Here is a 16751-nt window from a genome sequence, read left to right on the forward strand (position 1 = left end):
CCCGGTATCAGCAGTGCAATGTTCTCAGGAGCGGATTCCAGCATTCCGGGAATTCACCGTCCGCTTACTCGGTCGAGCAGGGCCCCCGAGTCGCTGGGCAGGCGGTTGCCGCGCCAGGCGATGTGCTGGTCCGGGCGCACCAGCACCAAGCCGCGCCCGTAGAGGTCGTGGGCGACGGGATCGTCGATCCGGACCACGTCCAGCGGGATCCCGCGGCTGCGGGCCGCGGCCACCAGGGGACCGGTGTCCTCGTGGCGGGGGCACAGGCTCAGCAGCGTGAAGCCGGTGCCGAACCGGTCGAACAGCGAACTGCCCGGGCCGTGCTCGTCGTCGAGCCAGAGGTGCGGCGCGCGACCGCCCGGCACCCCGGAGGGGGTGTAGTCGGTGAAGGCGTCCGGCGGCGCCGGATCGCCTGCGGCATCGACGATCGCGGAGGCGTCGTAGCGGGCGCCGAGCTGGACGCCGAGGGTGTCCAGGGTGAGTCGGCCGTACTCGGCGAGCTGCGCCGCGACCTTGTCGCGGGCGGCGGCGCCCGCGGGGGTGTCGTCCTCCAGACCGGCCGGGCGTTCGACCGCCCCCAGCCCGATGTTGAGCTCCCGGGCGGCGCCGGTGTTGCGCAGCGCGACCGGGCGGCGCTCGGCCTGGTAGGAGGGCAGCAGGCCGGGGCCGGCCCAGCCGTGGACGGCGGCGGCCAGCTTCCAGGCCAGGTTGGCGGCGTCGTCGACGCCGGTGTTCATGCCGAAGCCACCGTTGGGGGTGAACAGGTGCGCCGCATCCCCGGCCAGCCAGCAGCGGCCTGCCCCGAAACGCTCGGCCACCAACGCGGCGCCCGGGGTCCAGGCCCGCCGACTGAGCACCTCGACCTGCAGCGGAACCCCGGCGGCCCGGCGGACCAGGTCGGCGAGGGCGGTGTCGTCGGCGCTGTCCGGGTCGGCCGAACTGCTGAGCAGGAAGTACTCGTCCGCGCCGTCCAGGGCGATCAGGTTGAGCGCCAGCTCGGCGTTGACGACCCAGTTGCTCCAGGCCGCGTGCTCGCGCAGATGGCCGCTGCGCAGGCCGGGGACCCGCAGGTGCGCGGCGGTGGCACGGCCGCCGAGCACCGCCTGGTCCAGGGTGCCCTCGCCGGTGTAGCCGATGCCCAGCGACCGGCGGACCAGGCTGTGGCCCCCGTCGCAGCCGGCCAGGTATCCGGCCTGCCAGCACCGGGGTCCGTCCGGGCCGGTGGCAGTGACGGCGACATGGTCGGTGCGCTCGCTGACCGAGGTGACCCGGTGGCCGTAGCGCAGGGTGATCCGGGGCCGGGTGCGGGCGTGGTCCAGCAGCAGCCGCTCGACGTACATCTGGTTGGCGCGGTGCATCGGTTCGGGGACCTGGTCGGTGCGGGGGGCTGCGGCGACCTGGGCCCGGGCGGCGTCGGGCCCGGGCCAGGGCAGGTCGGCGAGCAGCCGGCCGCTGTAGCGGGTGAAGAAGGAGATGCCGGCGCTGTGCCCGCCGGGCAGGCCGAGGTTCCGGACCCGGTCGGCCAGTCCGAGTCGGCGGTAGTGCTCCATGGTTCGGGCACCGTGGGTGCTGCCGCGCGGGGTGGTCGGCACGCCGTCCTCGCCGTCGAGGAGCACCGAGTCGACGCCGTGGCGGTCCAGGAAGAGGGCGAGCAGCAGCCCCACCGGACCGCCTCCGACGATGGCGACGGGCGTACGCGTGGGGCGGTCCATGGCACTGGCCTCCGGTCCTGGTTCATCCGCGAAAAAGGGCGCGGGGCATGATTGCAAATGCTTCTGAAGGATTAATGGAAGGGCTGCTCAGGAATTGAGCCCGGCTTTTCTCCAGGGGATCTTTAGATGCGGTGGGGAGACTCGGCGGCGGACCGGTCAGATTCTTTGAAACCTTCCGGAGTGCGAGGTATTCCATGTTTCTTTTCAACACGCACCGATCCGTCGGGCAACGCCTGCGTCTCCACACCGACCGGAACCTGGGTGCGGGGAACTTCTTCTGGCACGCCTGGAAGGTCTCCCGCGACCGGGACCGCCCGCTGCTGTTCCACCCGGACCCGGCCGTACCCGGCTGGGAGGACCGGGAACCGGCCGGGATGTCCCTCAACGACATGCGGCTCACCGTCATCCGCTATGCCAACTGGTACCGCGAGCACGGAGTGACGCCGTCCTCGCACGTCGGACTGCACACCCGGCACGGGCTGTTCGGGCTGCTGCACCACATCGCGGTGACCAGCCTGGGCGCGGCGGCGGTGCACTGCAATCCGCGGATGCCGCCGCAGACCGCGGCGGAGTACTTCGTGCGCACGGGAGCGACACTCGTGGTGGGCGACGCCGACCTGCTCAAGGATCTGACCGGCGGCTGGGAACGGTCCGGCGCGGTGGCACCGGCGCTGCACGACATCCAGGCCGTGGACGCCGAGGCGCTGCGGCCGACCGTGCCGCTCACCTCGTTCCCGCACCGGCACTCCGCCGACGACCTGGTGATGGTCTCGCACTCGTCCGGGACCACCGGCCGCCCCAAGGCGCCGGTGTTCCACCACCGTTCCTTCTTCATCGGCAAGCGCGAACGGCTCTGGACGTTCCCCTCGCGGCGCAGCGACCGACTGCTGACCGCCCTTCCGCACAGCCATTCGGCAGGAATCAGCTATCTGTCGATGGCGCTGCTGCTCGGCATTCCCACCCTGATCCTGGACGGCGCCGACGGCGACCGGGTCGCCCGGGCGGTCAACGGCTTCCGGCCCACTATCGTGCTGGGTTTCCCGCTGACCCTGGCCGAGATCGATCCGGCCGAGCTGCGACCGGAGGCCGCGGAGCGGATCCACACCTGGAACGGCATGGGCGACGCCTCCCACGAGCGGCACATCCGGCCACTGGTGGCACTGGGTGGATCCGGCGCCGGATCCACCTACCTGGACGGCCTGGGCTCCTCCGAGATGGGCATGGTGCTGTTCAAGGCCGCCCACACCACCGGCTCGAACCACTACGGTCGGTTCATCGGCACCCCGGCCTCGGTGGTGCGCAAGGCCGCGGTGCTGGGCGCGGACGGGCGCGAACTGCCGGACGGGCAGGCCGGGATGCTGGGGGTGCGCACCCCCAGCGTGACTCCCGGCTACTGGGACGACCCCGCCCTGAACAAGGAGTCGGTGCTCAGCGGCTACTTCCTCACCGGCGACATCGTCCGCAAGGACCGCGAGGGCAACTGGTACCACCTGGACCGCACCCCCGACGTGATCAGGAGCGCCGCCGGGGACGTCCACAGCCTGCCGCTGGAGGAGGTCGTACTGACGGCCACCCAGGCTCTGGACGCCGCGGTGGTCGCCATCGCCGACCCCCGGCAGCCAGGCAGGTACTGCCCCGCCGCGGTGGTGTACTTCCGCGACGGCGTGCCGCGCGCCGCCGCCGAACTGCTGGCGCTGTGCAACACCGCACTGGACGTCGCCGGGTTGCCCCGGCTGGACGCCCTGGTGCTGGCCACCGCACGCGAGGAGCTGCCGGTGGGGGTGACCGGCAAGGTGCTCAAGCGGGTGCTCCGGGAGCGCCACCACGACCTGATGAGTCAGTCGGCCACCGAGACCGTCGCCATCATGGCTTCCCCGTCCGCTGCCTGAGCCATCGTCAGACCATCGATCGACAAGGGACAGGCCATGCCCGATCAGAAAGCAGTGCGGCACGTCATCGACATCATCACCGGCACCTGGCAGTCGCAGGCCCTGTACGCAGCGGTCGCGTTGGGCCTCGCCGACCACGTCGCGGCGGGCCACAGCACCAACCGCGCGCTCGCCGAGCAGACCCGGGCCAGCCTGGACGGCATCGTCCGGCTGATGCGGCTGCTGACCGCGATGGACGTCTTCGAGCGCACCGACGCCGGCTACCGGCTCACCGCCACCGGGGAGCTGCTGCGCGCGGGCTCCCCGCAGTCGATGAGCGACCTGGTCCGACTCTACGGCGAGGAGTTCCACCAGGCCTGGGGCGCGGTGGTGCCGGCCGTCCGAACCGGCGGCTCCGGCTTCCAGCACGCCTTCGGCCGGACCCTGCACGAGTACCTGCGCGAGCCCGGCGCGGGTGCGAAGTTCCAGCGGGCCATGAACGCAGGCAACGCATTCTTCCCCGACGTGCTGGAGGCCTTCGACTTCACCGACTGCCGCACCGTCGTCGACGTGGCCGGCGGCAGCGGCATGCTGCTCGGTACCGTGCTGGCCGCCTACCCGCGGCTGCAGGGCGTGCTGTTCGACCAGCCGCACATGGTGCCGGTGGCCACCGCCTACCTGGACGTGGCCGTCGGCCCGAGCCGCTACCGGGCCGAGGGCGGCGATGTCTTCCAGGGGGTGCCGGCCGGCGCGGACACCTACCTGCTCTCGCGGGTCCTGCAGGACTGGGACGACTCGGGCTGCGTCACGCTGCTGACCCACATCAGGGAAGCGATGGCCGCCGAGGGACGGCTGCTGATCCTGGAGCGGGTCATCCCTGACGGCGGGAGCAGCTGCTACCGCTGCTCTACGACCTGCACCTGCTGATGGCCGCCGGCGGCCGCGGCCGCGACCTGGACGACTACCACGGCCTGATCGCGGCGGCCGGGCTGCGCCTGGAGTCGGTGCACGCCCTGTCCCTCGAGACCAGTCTGCTGGTCGCAGCCGCCGCGTGAGCGCGCGCACCGGTTCCTCCCACATGTATCGGAGAAGCGAGATGAGCAGAGGGGAACTCACGGTCGGCATCGTCGGCGCCGGCCCCCGGGGTCTGTCGGTGCTGGAGCGGATCTGCGCCAACGAGCGCAAGTCCTCCTCCTGGTCCTCGGTGACCGTCCACCTGGTGGACCCCTACCGGCCCGGGCCGGGCCGGGTCTGGCGCACCGAGCAGTCCCAGCATCTGCTGATGAACACGGTGGCCTCGCAGGTCACCGTGTTCACCGACGGCAGCGTGGAGATGGACGGGCCGGTCGAGGCGGGGCCCAGCCTCTACCAGTGGGCTTCCTCGCTGCCCCTGCCCGCGCCAGACCCGGGCGAGTCGGCCTTCCAGGCCGAGGTGCGGCGGCTGGGACCGGACTCCTACGCCAGCCGGGCCCTGTACGGCCGGTACCTGGAGGACTCCTTCGACCGGGTGGTCGACGGCGCGCCAGGGCATGTGACAGTCCGGGTGCACCGGGCCCTGGCAGTGGCCCTGGAGGAACGCGGCCCGGGTCGGGAACAGGTGCTGACGCTGTCGGACGGGGTCCGTCTGCGCGGCCTGGACGCGGTGGTGCTGGCGCAGGGGCACCTCCCTGCGCGGCCCACCCCGGACGAGGCGCGGATCTCCGAGGAGGCCCAGGCCTGGGGGCTGACGCATCTGCTGCCGGCCAACCCGGCCGACGTCGACCTGTCCGCGGCCCTGCCCGGGGAGCCGGTCCTGCTGCGCGGACTGGGGCTGAACTTCTTCGACCACATGGCGCTGCTGACCACTGGCCGCGGTGGGCGGTTCGAGCGGGCCGGGGACCGGTTGCGCTACCTGCCTCGGGGCGTGAGCCGAAGCTGTTCGCCGGGTCGCGGCGCGGGATCCCCTACCACGCTCGCGGCGAGAACGAGAAGGGTGCGCACGGACGTTACACGCCCCGGCTGCTGACCCCCGGGGTGGTCGCCCGGCTGGCCGGTCAGTCCACGGACGGCGAGCGCGTGCACTTCGGCACAGATGTCTGGCCGCTGGTGGCCAAGGAGGTGGAAAGCGTCTACTACGGCACGCTGCTGACCGGCTGCGGCCGGGGTGCGGCGGCGGCGGAGCTGGTCGAACGCTACCTGGCAGCGCCGCCGGGCGAGGCCGAGGAACTGCTGCTGGACGAGTACGGGGTGGCGGCGGTCGAGCGCTGGGACTGGGCCCGGATCTCGCTGCCCTACGGGCAGCGGGTGTTCGCCGACCGGCCGGAGTTCCACGGCTGGCTGCTGGAGCACCTGGCCGCGGACGTGGCCGAGGGCCGGGCCGGCAACGTCAACGGGCCGCTGAAGGCAGCCCTGGACGTGCTGCGCGACCTGCGCAACGAGATCCGCCTGGTGGTGGACCACGGACGGCTGGAGGGCAACTCCTACCGGGACGACCTCCAGGGGTGGTACACCCCGCTGAACGCGTTCCTCTCGATCGGCCCACCGGTCTCCCGGATCGAGGAGCTGGTGGCGCTGGTGGAGTGCGGGGTGGTGGAGCTGGTCGGGCCGGGCATGCGGGTGCGGGTGGACCCGGCGCGGCGGGTGGGCCGACAGGCGGTGGCATGCGCGGGCCCGCGTTCGAGGCCACCTCCGACCGGGTCGGCGGAGCGCCGGTGCGGGCGACGGTACTGGTCGAGGCACGGCTGCCGGAACCGGACCTGCGGCGCACCGGGGACCTGCTGCTGGCACAGCTGCTGGCGAGCGGGCAGATCACCCCGTACCGCATCGCCGGTGCCGGCGGCACCAGCTACGAGACCGGAGGGGTCGCCGTCACCGAGCGGCCGTACCGGGTGGTGGGTGCGGACAACCTGGCGCATCCGCGCCGCTTCGCCTACGGGGTGCCGACCGAGGCCGTGCACTGGGTGACAGCAGCCGGGATCAGGCCGGGCGTCAACTCAGTGACCTTGGGCGACTCGGACGCCATAGCCGTGGCCGTGCTCGACCTCACGCCGGTCGACGGACTGGCAGGCGCCGGCCTCTCGGAGGCGACGGCATGACGGCCGGTCAGCAGGCGGGCGCGGACACCGGGCTGCTGTCGCCGGTGCGCGCGGGCACTCCGGTGGAGGCGGCGGTGGCCGACGAGGCCTGGCTGCAGGCGATGCTCGACGCGGAGGCGGCGCTGGCCCGGGCCCAGGCAGCGCTGGGCACGGTGCCGGCCTCCGCCGCGCGGGCGATCACCGACGCCGCCGACGCCCGGCGGTTCGACCTGCGGGCGCTAGCGCTGGACTCCCGGGAGACCGCCAACCCCGTGGTCGGCCTGGTGCAGGCGCTGGGGCTGTTGGTGGCGCAGGCCGATCCGGCCGCCGCCCCCTATGTGCACCGGGGCTCCACCAGCCAGGACATCTTCGACACCGGGGCCATGCTGGTGGCCCGGCGGGCGCTGGCGCTGATCCGGGCCGACCTGGACCGCACCGCGGCGGCCTTGGCGGGGCTCGCCGCCCGGCACCGTGACAGCCCGATGGCCGGACGCACTCTGGGCCTGCACGCGGTGCCGGTCACCTTCGGACTCAAGGCCGCCGGGTGGCGCGAACTGGTGCTGCAGGCCGAAACGCGGCTGGCCGCGCTGGAGGTCGCGCTTCCGGTCTCCCTGGGCGGGGCGGCCGGCACCCTGGCGGGCTATCTGGAGTACGCCGGGCTGGAGGGCACGCTCACCGACCCGGGCCGCTACCTCGACGACCTGGTCACCGCCTTCGCCGGGGAGACCGGACTGGCCCGGCCGGTACTGCCCTGGCACGCGCTGCGGACGCCGCTGGCCGACCTGGCGGCCGGGCTGGCGTTCAGCACCGGGGCGCTGGGCAAACTGGCGGTCGACGTGCAACTGCTGGCCCGGACCGAGGTCGGCGAGGTCGCGGAGCCGGACGGAGCCGGACGCGGCAGCTCGTCGGCCATGCCGCACAAGCGCAACCCGGTGCTGGCCACCCTGGTGCGCAGCGCGTCTCTGCAGGTTCCCTCGCTGGCAGCGGCTTTGACGCAGTGTCTGGTAGCTGAGGACGAGCGGTCCGCCGGCGTCTGGCACGCCGAGTGGGCGCTGCTGCGGGAGTGTCTGCGGCTGACCGGCGGCGCGGCGCACACCGCAGCCGAGCTCGCCGAGGGGTTGCTGGTGCACCCGGAGCGGATGCGCGCCAACCTGGACCTGACCGGTAGTCAGGTCGTCTCCGAGCGGATGGCCGCGCTGCTCGCTCCGCGGCTGGGCCGGGCCAGGGCCCGGCAACTGCTCACCATCGCCTCGCAGACCGCCGGCCGGGACGGCCGGCCACTGGCCGCCGTACTGGGTGAGATGCCCGAGGTGTCCGCGCACTTCGACGACCGGGAGCTGGCTCTGCTGCTGGATCCCGCCGACTACACCGGGGCCGCCGGCCTCCTGGTGGACCGCGCCCTGGCCCTGTCCGCCGTTCCCTCTCCCCCCGCTCTCCACCGGAGTTGACATGTGCCGTCGTCTGTTCACCTCGGAATCCGTGACCGAAGGCCACCCGGACAAAATCGCCGACCGGATCAGCGACACCATCCTGGACGCGCTGCTGGCGCAGGACCCGTCCGCGCGGGTCGCGGTGGAGACTCTGATCACCACTGGGCAGGTGCACGTGGCCGGAGAGGTCACCACCAGCGCCTACGCGCCGATCGCGCAACTGGTGCGGGACACCGTGCTGGAGATCGGTTACGACTCCTCCGTCAAAGGCTTCGACGGAGCCTCCTGCGGTGTGTCGGTGTCCATCGGCGCGCAGTCCCCGGACATCGCCCAGGGCGTCGACGCCGCCCACGAGGCCCGGACCGGGGTCGCGGCCGCGGGCGTGGAGCAGGACCCGCTGGACCTGCAGGGGGCCGGCGACCAGGGCCTGATGTTCGGCTACGCCTGCGACGAGACGCCCGAGTTGATGCCGCTGCCGATCCAACTGGCGCACCGGCTGGCCCGGAGGCTCACCGAGGTCCGCAAGGACGGCACGGTGCCCTACCTCCGGCCGGACGGCAAGACTCAGGTCACCGTGGAGTACGCGGGCAGCCGGCCGGTCCGTCTGGACACAGTGGTGGTCTCCTCCCAGCACGCCCCTGGCATCGACCTGGACTCACTGCTGACCCCGGACGTCCGCGAGCACGTGGTGGAGCATGTCCTCGGGCAGTTCGCGGCCGACGGCATCGCCCTGGCGGCCAACGACTACCGGCTGCTGGTCAACCCCACCGGCCGGTTCGAGATAGGCGGCCCGATGGGCGACGCGGGACTGACCGGACGCAAGATCATCATCGACACCTACGGCGGCATGGCACGGCACGGTGGTGGCGCGTTCTCCGGCAAGGACCCGTCCAAGGTGGACCGCTCTGCCGCCTATGCGATGCGCTGGGTGGCGAAGAACATCGTCGCGGCCGGTCTGGCCACCCGCTGCGAGGTCCAGGTTGCCTACGCGATCGGCAAGGCCGAGCCGGTGGGCCTGTTCATCGAGACCTTCGGCACCGCCGCGGTCGCCACCGACCGGATCGAGAAGGCCGTCACCACGGTGTTCGACCTGCGCCCGGCCGCGATCATCCGGGACCTGGACCTGCTCCGGCCGATCTACGCGCAGACCGCCGCCTACGGGCACTTCGGGCGCGAGTTGCCCGACTTCACCTGGGAGCGCACCGACCGTGTCGCGGCGCTGCTCGAGGCCACCGGCCTGTAGGGCCGTCCGTCATCCGCTCCACCACGAGGAGACCACCGTGCGTATCGCCGTCACCGGTTCCATCGCCGTCGACCATCTGATGGTCTACCCCGGGCGGTTCGCCGACCAGCTCATCCCCGGTGCGCTCGACCGGGTCTCGCTGTCCTTCCTCGCCGACGAACTGCGGATCCGGCGCGGCGGGACGGCCGCCAATATCGCGCTGGGGCTGGGTCGCCTCGGCCTGCGGCCGCTGCTGGCCGGGGCGGTGGGCACGGACTTCGCGGAGTACCGGCAGTGGCTGCACGCCCACGGTGTGGACACCACCCTGGTGCTGGTCAGCGAGTCCCTGCACACCGCCCGCTTCGTCTGCACCACCGACCGCGACCAGAACCAGATCGCGACCTTCTACGCCGGTGCGATGGCTGCCGCCCACGGCATCACCCTGGCCCCCGCGGTCGCGGACGGCGGCCTGGACCTGGTGCTGGTGTCCCCGAACGACCCCCGCGCGATGCTCAGGCACACCGAGCAGGCCCGCGAGCTGGGAGTCGCGTTCGCCGCCGACCCCTCCCAGCAGTTGGCCCGGCTCACCGGGCACGAGGCCCGGCGACTGGTGGACGGGGCGCGATTCCTGTTCACCAACGAGTACGAGGCAGCGCTGCTGCGGCAGTTGACCGGCTGGGACCAGGGGCAGGTGCTGGACCGGGTCGGCAGCTGGATCACCACCCTGGGCGCGCGCGGCGCGCAGGTGGCCCGGGCCGGACAGCCGCGGCAGACCGTGGCCGCCGTCCCGACGGACCGGGTCGCCGACCCCACCGGGGCCGGGGACGCCTTCCGCGCGGGCTTCCTGGCGGGGACCGCCTGGGGCTGGGCCCCGGAACGCGCTGCCCAGTTGGGCTGCGCGATCGCCACCGTGGTGCTGGAGTCGGTAGGCCCCCAGGAGTACAAGCTGTTGGCCGCCGATCTGTTGCTGCGGATCGAGCACGTCTATGGCACCGACCCTGCGCACGACATCGCCGCCCGGCTGCTCAGGACTGCCGTATGAACGCCGCAACGCCCGCTGACCCTCCACCGGCAAGGAACGGACGACCATGGTGCCGACACGTCCACCAGGCGGTCTGCGCGAGCTCCTCGCGCGGAACGAGCCCTGCTTCTCCTTCGAGTTCTTCCCGCCGAAGACCGAGGCCGGCGGACGGGCCCTGTGGCGCGTCATCCGCCGGGTCGAGGCGCTCGCCCCGGCCTTCGTCTCGGTGACCTACGGCGCCGGCGGATCCTCGCGCGACCGCACCGTCGAGACAACCCAGCAGATCGCGGCCGGCACCACGCTGCGGCCGGTCGCGCACCTGACCGCGGTCGGCCATTCCGTCGCGGAACTGCGGCACATCATCGGCCGCTACGCAGACGCCGGGGTGCGCGACGTGCTGGCCCTGCGCGGTGACCCGCCGGGCGACCCTGGCGCGCCCTGGCCGCGACACCCCCAGGGGCTGGACCACGCGCACCAACTGGTGCGGCTGGTCAAGGAGTCCGGCGACTTCACGGTCGGTGTGGCGGCCTTCCCCGAACGGCACCCGCGCTCGACGGACTGGCACAGCGACATCCGGCACTTCGTGGCGAAGTGCCGGGCCGGCGCCGACTACGCGGTCACTCAGATGTTCTTCGACGTGGAGGACTACCTGCGACTGCGCGACAAGCTGGCCGCCGCCGGCTGCGACACCCCGGTCATCCCGGAGATCATGCCTGCCGTCGACGCCCGGCAGATCCGTCGCTTCGCCGAACTCAGCAGTGCCCGCTTCCCCGAGGACCTGGCCCGGCGGCTGGAAGCCGCCCAGGACGACCCGGCCGAAGGCCGCCGCATCGGCGTGGAGCACGCCACCGGTATGGCCCGGCGGCTGCTCGACGAGGGCGCCCCGGGACTGCACTACATCACCCTGAACCGGTCCAGCGCGACGCTGGAGATCCACCAGAACATCCTCGGCACCGCCCTCGCCGACACAGGGTGACCGCGGTCGCCCCGGCCGACTCGTGGCGCCGGGTGCGATGTCCGTCCCGGGGTAACCGGGGCGGACGTCACGCCGGCAGCGGCCGGCAGCTCTTGCAGGCGCGGTACCCCGCCCGACGGGCATCGTGCGCGGTGGCGAACGGCACCCGGTGCGGCACGGTGATGCGGCGGGCGTGCGAGCAGGTGGGGTGGCAGTAGATATGGGTGGTGTCACTGCCCAGGAAGACCATCCCGCTGCTGGACCAGCGCCGGACCTCGGTCAGGTCCATGCCCTCAGCCGCGCGCAGCGCGTCGCCGATCTGCGGCAGGTAGGCGGCGTCGCAGGGCGTGCCGTTCTCGTAGGTCACCCGGTGGCAGGGGACCAGCACCATGAACGGGTTGCGGGCCAGCACGCCGGTCAGGGCCTCCAGACTCTGCTCCGCGGGCAGCACGGCCTCCCGGACCAGCCAGGACAGCGGACGCAGTTGACCTCCGGGGATGGCCCGGACCGCGCCGTAGACACGGGCCTCCAGGGTGCCCGACGGGCCCAGGTCCAGCGGCAGGGCGCGGGCCCGGCCGGTCCGCACAGCGGGGGCCAGGCCGGGAAAGGGCCTGCGGGTCTCGATCGCCGAGCGGCCGGTGCGCAGCCGGTGCTGCTCCTCGAAGCGCTCGGCGGACAGGCCGCCCACGCCCAGGGCCGAGCCGGTCACGGTGTCGGGGCCGAAGGCCACAAACAGCGGGCCTGCCGGTGGGTCCAGTCGTACATAGGTGTCGTAGCGGTCGCGGGGGATGCCCACGCGCTGCAGAATGCGCAGGGCGAAGTCCGGCGGGGCCGCCGGGACATCCATCCCGTCGCCCGTGCCGTCCGCTGCCGGTGGCTCGCCCTGTTCTCTTCCGCTCACGTCGTCCCCTCCTTCAGCTCCGCCTCCGGTCCCAGCAGACCCCGCAAGTCTCCCATTCCGCGCGAGACCCGCGCCTTGGCGGTCCCGACCGGACAACCCTGTACCTGAGCCACTTCCGCGTAGCTCATCCCGACCACGTGCCGCAACACCACCGCCACGCGGTAGTACTCCGGCAACTGGGACAGGGCCGCGACCAGTCGGCCGCGGTCGTCCGTGTTCAGGGCCCGTTCCGCGGGTCCTGGTCCCTCCTCGGGCCAGTTGTCCTGTGCGTCGTCCACACGCATCGCCGACACTGGGCGACGTGTGCTGCTGCGGACGTGGTTGCGCCAGACGTTCGCCGCGATCGTCATCAGCCAAGCCCGCGGCAGCAGCTCCCTCCGTCGTTCCGGCGGATACGACTGCAGCGCCGTGTAGGCACGCAGAAATGTGTCCTGCCCCAGGTCCTCCGCCTCGGCGACCGACCCGGACACCCGGAGCAGGAAGGCGTGCACACCCCTGGCGTGGATGCGGACGAGTTCCGTGAAACCGCCGTCCAGATCCGTCGACAACAAGTCGGTCAACTCTTCGGCCACTTTGTCCATCACTACTGAAACACCGCTCCCCGGGAAAGGGTTGCCGAATGTGCCGGAGCGCGCAGGGCCGGATCGTCGTTGTCGATGGCCTCGTAGAGCCGCCGCAACCTCGGGACCGGTTCGATGCCGAAGGAGTCCCCCAGTCGGCATCGGAGCCGGTGGAACACCCCCAGCGCCTCGGGCCGCTGATCGGAGCGGTACAGCGCCAGCATGTACTGGGCCTGAACGTTCTCGTGCGTCGGGTGCAGCGCGGCCAGCGTCCGCAGCTCGGTCAGCAGCTCACGGTGTCGGCCCAGCTGCAGGTCGGTCTCGATCCGCTGCTCCAGCACCCCTTGGCGGGCCTCCTCCAGCTCCACCACATGGGCCGAGCTGAGCAGCCCGGCGGGCAGGCCGGCCAAGGCGGGGCCGCGCCACTGGGCGAGCGCTCTGCCGAGGAGCTGCGAGGACCGGGCCAGGTCGTGGGCGGCGGCCGCACGACCGTCCCGGGCCAGGTCCTCGAACCGGAGCCGGTCGCTGGCCTGAGCGGGGACGTCCAGCCGGTAGCCCTGGTTCAGGGTCACCAGGGTGCGGCTGTGGTCGGTCGGTGCGCTGCGCAGGATCTGCCGGATGCTGAGTACATAGGTCTGCAGGGTGGACATGGCGGACTTGGGCGGCTCGGTGCCCCACAGCTCGGTGATGCACTCGGTGGCCCGGACCATTCGGTTGGCGTTCAGGATGAGCAGTGCCAGTAGCTGGCGCGGCTTGGGGGCACTGGGGGTGTGGTTCTCACCGTGGAGGACAAGGGAAAGTGGCCCCAGCACGCCGACCTGGACGGCGGCCTCGGGAGCCGTGGCGCGGGCCGGACCGGACGGGTTGGCGCGGAAGCGCATCGCGTGGCTCATCCCAGGTCCTGCTCGTACTCGCCAACATTCTTGACGGTCTGTCCGCTCAGTGCCACCAGCCAGGTCCTGACGAGTTCGGTGACCGGTCCGCCGGAAGCCACGGCCGGCCGGCCGCGTACCTGTATCTCGGCTCCGGCCACCAGGTACGCGGCCAGGGCGGCCAGCAGGTCGGGGTCGGTGCCCGGGCGCAGCAGGCTCTCCTGCTGCGCCTGGTGGAACAGGTCGTGCAGGATGGGTAACCAGTCGGCGGACCAGTCGCAGGACCAGGTGGCGGCCGGAGGGCACTCGCGGGCCAGCCGAACGGCGGCACGCACCGCGACGTCCTGTTCCAGCAACCGGGCCAGCCCGACGGTGAGGGCGACGCCGAGGGCCAGCGCGGGTCGGGGACGGGAGACGATCACCGCGACGGCCTCGCGAACCACGGCGCGGCCCTGCTGCTGGACGGCCTGGGCCAGCGCCTGCTTGGTGGGGAAGTGGAAGGTCAGCGCACCCATGGAGATCCCTGCCAGCTTGTTGATCTGGGCGAGGGTGGTACCTGCGTAGCCGGAGCGGTCGAACTGGGTCGAGGCCGCTTGCATGAGAAGGGAGCGGGTACGTACCGCTCGTTGTTGTTGCGCCATGTGCAGTCTCCGATCGAGTCCTCCGGCATGCCGAAGGGCGGGCGGTGATGACGTGCAAAAGGTGTCGCGGGGTTGCTGCCCTCACTGAGAACATACAGAGCGTTCGTTATTCTATTACCATCAGATGTCAGGGATGACGCCAGTCTGGGGAGCGGCATGATCCGAGACAGCAGCAGCCGGCAGTACAGTCCGTCCCACCAGGCCTCGGTCGCCGCGTTCGCAGAAGCGATCTTCGGCCACCTGCCGCGGCAGGACCAGCGCCGCTGGGCGGAGACCTATCTCAGGGGGCTGCTCGGAACTCCAGGCCGGAAGTCGGTGCGGCGGATGGCGGAAGCGGTGGCGGACACACCCACCGCCTCCCAGTCACTGCACCAGTTCGTCAGCGCCAGCCCGTGGCCATGGGATCCTTCCCGGCGCGCGCTCGCCGACTGGATCGAGGAACGGGCCCCGGTTCGGGCCTGGACGCTGGCCCCGGTGGTGGCGCCCAAGCGCGGCGAACACTCGGTCGGCGTGCACCGGCGCTTCGACGCGGTGGCCGGACGGGTCATCAACTGCCAGGTAGGGGTGGGCATGCTGATGTCCACCTGCTGCGGGAGCATCCCGGTGGACTGGCGCCTGCACCTGCCCGAGACCTGGTGCCAGGACGAGCAGTTGCGTCGGCGGGCCAAAATCCCGGCGTCCGGGGACCCTCGCCCGCTCTGGGCACTGGGCCTGGAACAGGTGGACGCCATGACCGCGCGCGGTGAGGGGCCGACGCCACCGGTGATCGCCGACGGCCGGGAACTGGCCGACACCGTCGCCCTGGTCAACGGACTGAGCAGCCGCTGCCACAGCTTCCTGGTCTCGGCCCGCGGCAGCCTGATGCTGCACGCGGGCCCGCACCTGGGCCCGCAGCGGCACCCGCGGGTGCTTTCGACCGCCAACAGGCTGTGCATGGACGACCACCTGCCGCAGCGCAGCGTCCCGGCCCAGATGCCGGCTCCGAGGGACGGGCGGACGCCGACCGGCATGTGGACCCTGTCCGGCCCGGTGCACCTGCCGCGCACGCTGCACACGCTGCGGCTGCTGGCCAAGTGGCACCCCAGCCGCTCCCGTCCCACTCGGATCTGGCTGACCAACCTGATGAACGCCACCCCGGACGACCTGATGGTCCTGGTCGACGCGCAGGCCGGTACCCACACCGCGATGCGCTCGCTGAGCGAGGACTTCGGCCTGCTGGACTTCGAAGGCCGCTCCTTCCCCGGATGGCACCACCACACCACCCTGGTCTCGGCCGCCTACGGCTGGCACCGGCTGGCTGCGGCCCCCGGGCACGCCCACGCTCCCGGCTGGGACCCGCGGGCCGCGCCGGCAGCCCCGCTCGACTGGCTTCGACGGATCAGCTGCTGACATGCGGAGCCCGTCACCGGTCCCGGCGGAGTCCGCCGGGACCGGTGACGGGCTCCGCACACGGGCGGCCGCCTGGACGGCTAGCCGGCGGCGTCGGCCGCCACCCGCGAATGCGTGGTGGTCACGTCGGCGGTGAACACCTCCTCGCCGTGCTGGGACGCGGTGACCCGGATCCGTGGCCGGCCCAGCAGGTCAGGACGTAGCGGGGTGGCCTGGATCCAGCAGGGCGCGTCGAGTTCGGCGTAACGGATGAAGGTGGTGTCCAGGCCCAGGATCACCGGCAGGTGTGGGTAGCAGGCTGCGTGGGCGGCCTGCCGTGCGGCTTCGAGCAGCAGCATGCCCGGGGCGTGGTCGACGGGGTGATCGAAGAGGATCGGGTGGGTGGTGTCAGTCCGCAGCTGCCAGCGGTTCGGGGTGTCGGCGCGGGCGAGGACCACGTCCTCGGACCGGGTGCGGGCGACCAGGTGGGGGGCGAGCGGGAGCGGCAGCTCGACCGCATGCTTCACGGCCTCGACAGCGTCGGTCCGGCCGCCGCGCAGGCGCTGGTAGATGGCGGGAGCGTAGCTGGAGAAGCGGGTCGAGACGTCGCCCAGCCGGGCACCGTCTCGTTCGGCGCTCACAGTCATGTTCAGCGACGACAGGCCGCCCCTGCGGAGCTCCACGTCGGAACAGGTGATGTGCAGGGTCAGCTCGGTGGGGACGGCTGCCACCCGTAGTGCGGCGGTGCCGAGTCGGTAGCTCAAGCGGTCCCAGGCCAGATGGAAGCCCACCGGTACCTGGTAGACGGCGTGCGAAAGCAGCGGGATGGCCTGGCGGACGGTCTCGGCCAGCAGGAGCGGGTCGTGCAGCTGGTGGCGCGTGGTGTAGAAACTGTGGTCGCGGGGCCACTGAGCGGTAACGGTGAACGCGTGCGTCGAGGTGTCCCGGGTATGCCACCCGGTGAGCAGCACCTCGTCCTTGACGACCTTGTGGACGAGTTCCTGCGGAACGGCTGCTTCCGGCGCGCAGGGTACCGGCGCAGATGGGTGGGCAGTGGCGCGCATACAACCCCCGAAGAACGGCATGGGTGTGAACCTTGCATCGTGAATCGGTGCTGGCGGGGTGGGACCGCTTCGAATAACGTAAAG

At 72.1% G+C, this 16751-nt stretch carries 14 protein-coding genes and 1 pseudogene; 9 read left to right on the top strand and 6 right to left on the bottom strand.

Annotated elements, in window-relative coordinates:
- Nucleotides 1–53: 53 nt before the first annotated feature.
- Nucleotides 54–1712 (bottom strand): FAD-dependent monooxygenase, encoded by a 1659-nt coding sequence (locus ACXKR8_RS05515; RefSeq protein ID WP_458271754.1) that lies wholly within the window; start codon nt 1710–1712, stop codon nt 54–56.
- A 194-nt stretch (nt 1713–1906) separates the two neighbouring features.
- On the opposite strand from ACXKR8_RS05515, the gene ACXKR8_RS05520 reads away from it, so the two are divergent.
- The 8 genes and pseudogenes from ACXKR8_RS05520 to metF all read left to right on the top strand — a co-directional run bounded on the left by ACXKR8_RS05520 (nt 1907) and on the right by metF (nt 11282).
- Nucleotides 1907–3601 (top strand): class I adenylate-forming enzyme family protein, encoded by a 1695-nt coding sequence (locus tag ACXKR8_RS05520; protein ID WP_458271755.1) that lies wholly within the window; start codon nt 1907–1909, stop codon nt 3599–3601.
- Between the two features lie 36 nt (nt 3602–3637).
- Nucleotides 3638–4507, top strand: coding sequence for a methyltransferase (locus ACXKR8_RS05525; RefSeq protein ID WP_462100346.1), 870 nt, complete (start codon nt 3638–3640; stop codon nt 4505–4507).
- Nucleotides 4507–4635 (top strand): hypothetical protein, encoded by a 129-nt coding sequence (locus ACXKR8_RS05530; RefSeq protein ID WP_462100347.1) that lies wholly within the window; start codon nt 4507–4509, stop codon nt 4633–4635. Before ACXKR8_RS05525 ends, ACXKR8_RS05530 begins: the two co-directional genes overlap by 1 nt.
- A 41-nt stretch (nt 4636–4676) precedes the next feature.
- Nucleotides 4677–6654: pseudogene (locus ACXKR8_RS05535) on the top strand (FAD/NAD(P)-binding protein).
- Nucleotides 6651–8081 carry a nitrosuccinate lyase gene (locus tag ACXKR8_RS05540; RefSeq protein ID WP_458271758.1) on the top strand — a complete coding sequence of 477 codons (1431 nt, stop codon included), beginning with the start codon at nt 6651–6653 and terminating at the stop codon, nt 8079–8081. Before ACXKR8_RS05535 ends, ACXKR8_RS05540 begins: the two are co-directional and overlap by 4 nt.
- Before the next feature lies 1 nt (nt 8082).
- Nucleotides 8083–9306: a methionine adenosyltransferase gene (metK, locus tag ACXKR8_RS05545; RefSeq protein ID WP_458271759.1), complete on the top strand. Its 1224-nt coding sequence runs from the start codon at nt 8083–8085 to the stop codon at nt 9304–9306.
- Nucleotides 9307–9343: 37 nt separating this feature from the next.
- Nucleotides 9344–10327 (top strand): carbohydrate kinase family protein, encoded by a 984-nt coding sequence (locus tag ACXKR8_RS05550; protein ID WP_458271760.1) that lies wholly within the window; start codon nt 9344–9346, stop codon nt 10325–10327.
- 46 nt (nt 10328–10373) lie between these two features.
- Entirely contained in the window at nt 10374–11282 is a 909-nt protein-coding gene (gene metF / locus ACXKR8_RS05555; RefSeq protein WP_458271761.1) for a methylenetetrahydrofolate reductase [NAD(P)H], read from the top strand.
- Nucleotides 11283–11349: 67 nt separating this feature from the next.
- On the opposite strand, the gene ACXKR8_RS05560 is transcribed toward metF, so the two are convergent.
- From ACXKR8_RS05560 to ACXKR8_RS05575, 4 genes are read right to left on the bottom strand one after another with little or no spacing between them, the layout of a single operon-like run.
- Nucleotides 11350–12162 carry an Ada metal-binding domain-containing protein gene (locus ACXKR8_RS05560; protein ID WP_458271762.1) on the bottom strand — a complete coding sequence of 271 codons (813 nt, stop codon included), beginning with the start codon at nt 12160–12162 and terminating at the stop codon, nt 11350–11352.
- Nucleotides 12159–12743, bottom strand: coding sequence for an RNA polymerase sigma factor (locus ACXKR8_RS05565; RefSeq protein WP_458271763.1), 585 nt, complete (start codon nt 12741–12743; stop codon nt 12159–12161). Before ACXKR8_RS05565 ends, ACXKR8_RS05560 begins: the two co-directional genes overlap by 4 nt.
- Before the next feature lie 2 nt (nt 12744–12745).
- Nucleotides 12746–13615, bottom strand: coding sequence for an AfsR/SARP family transcriptional regulator (locus tag ACXKR8_RS05570; protein ID WP_458271764.1), 870 nt, complete (start codon nt 13613–13615; stop codon nt 12746–12748).
- Complete coding sequence (locus ACXKR8_RS05575) at nt 13612–14193, bottom strand: TetR family transcriptional regulator (protein ID WP_458271765.1); 582 nt, start codon at nt 14191–14193, stop codon at nt 13612–13614. The genes ACXKR8_RS05570 and ACXKR8_RS05575 overlap by 4 nt, the downstream gene beginning before the upstream one ends.
- 198 nt (nt 14194–14391) lie before the next feature.
- Between ACXKR8_RS05575 and ACXKR8_RS05580 the strand changes: the two genes are divergently transcribed.
- Nucleotides 14392–15624: an IS701 family transposase gene (locus ACXKR8_RS05580; RefSeq protein ID WP_458271766.1), complete on the top strand. Its 1233-nt coding sequence runs from the start codon at nt 14392–14394 to the stop codon at nt 15622–15624.
- An 80-nt stretch (nt 15625–15704) separates the two neighbouring features.
- Here ACXKR8_RS05580 and ACXKR8_RS05585 read toward each other — a convergent pair whose 3' ends face one another.
- Entirely contained in the window at nt 15705–16688 is a 984-nt protein-coding gene (locus tag ACXKR8_RS05585) for a ScbA/BarX family gamma-butyrolactone biosynthesis protein (RefSeq protein WP_462100348.1), read from the bottom strand.
- Nucleotides 16689–16751: the final 63 nt, after the last annotated feature.

The sequence above is a fragment of the Streptacidiphilus sp. PAMC 29251 genome (assembly GCF_054208735.2).

Bases quoted from the DNA above. Each gene is read 5' to 3' on its own strand.
- ACXKR8_RS05515 (WP_458271754.1), bottom strand. From the start codon at position 1,712: ATGGACCGCCCCACGCGTACGCCCGTCGCCATCGTCGGAGGCGGTCCG.
- ACXKR8_RS05520 (WP_458271755.1), top strand. From the start codon at position 1,907: ATGTTTCTTTTCAACACGCACCGATCCGTCGGGCAACGCCTGCGTCTC.
- ACXKR8_RS05525 (WP_462100346.1), top strand. From the start codon at position 3,638: ATGCCCGATCAGAAAGCAGTGCGGCACGTCATCGACATCATCACCGGC.
- ACXKR8_RS05530 (WP_462100347.1), top strand. From the start codon at position 4,507: ATGGCCGCCGGCGGCCGCGGCCGCGACCTGGACGACTACCACGGCCTG.
- ACXKR8_RS05540 (WP_458271758.1), top strand. From the start codon at position 6,651: ATGACGGCCGGTCAGCAGGCGGGCGCGGACACCGGGCTGCTGTCGCCG.
- metK (WP_458271759.1), top strand. From the start codon at position 8,083: ATGTGCCGTCGTCTGTTCACCTCGGAATCCGTGACCGAAGGCCACCCG.
- metF (WP_458271761.1), top strand. From the start codon at position 10,374: ATGGTGCCGACACGTCCACCAGGCGGTCTGCGCGAGCTCCTCGCGCGG.
- ACXKR8_RS05565 (WP_458271763.1), bottom strand. From the start codon at position 12,743: ATGGACAAAGTGGCCGAAGAGTTGACCGACTTGTTGTCGACGGATCTG.
- ACXKR8_RS05570 (WP_458271764.1), bottom strand. From the start codon at position 13,615: ATGAGCCACGCGATGCGCTTCCGCGCCAACCCGTCCGGTCCGGCCCGC.
- ACXKR8_RS05575 (WP_458271765.1), bottom strand. From the start codon at position 14,193: ATGCAAGCGGCCTCGACCCAGTTCGACCGCTCCGGCTACGCAGGTACC.
- ACXKR8_RS05580 (WP_458271766.1), top strand. From the start codon at position 14,392: ATGATCCGAGACAGCAGCAGCCGGCAGTACAGTCCGTCCCACCAGGCC.
- ACXKR8_RS05585 (WP_462100348.1), bottom strand. From the start codon at position 16,688: ATGCCGTTCTTCGGGGGTTGTATGCGCGCCACTGCCCACCCATCTGCG.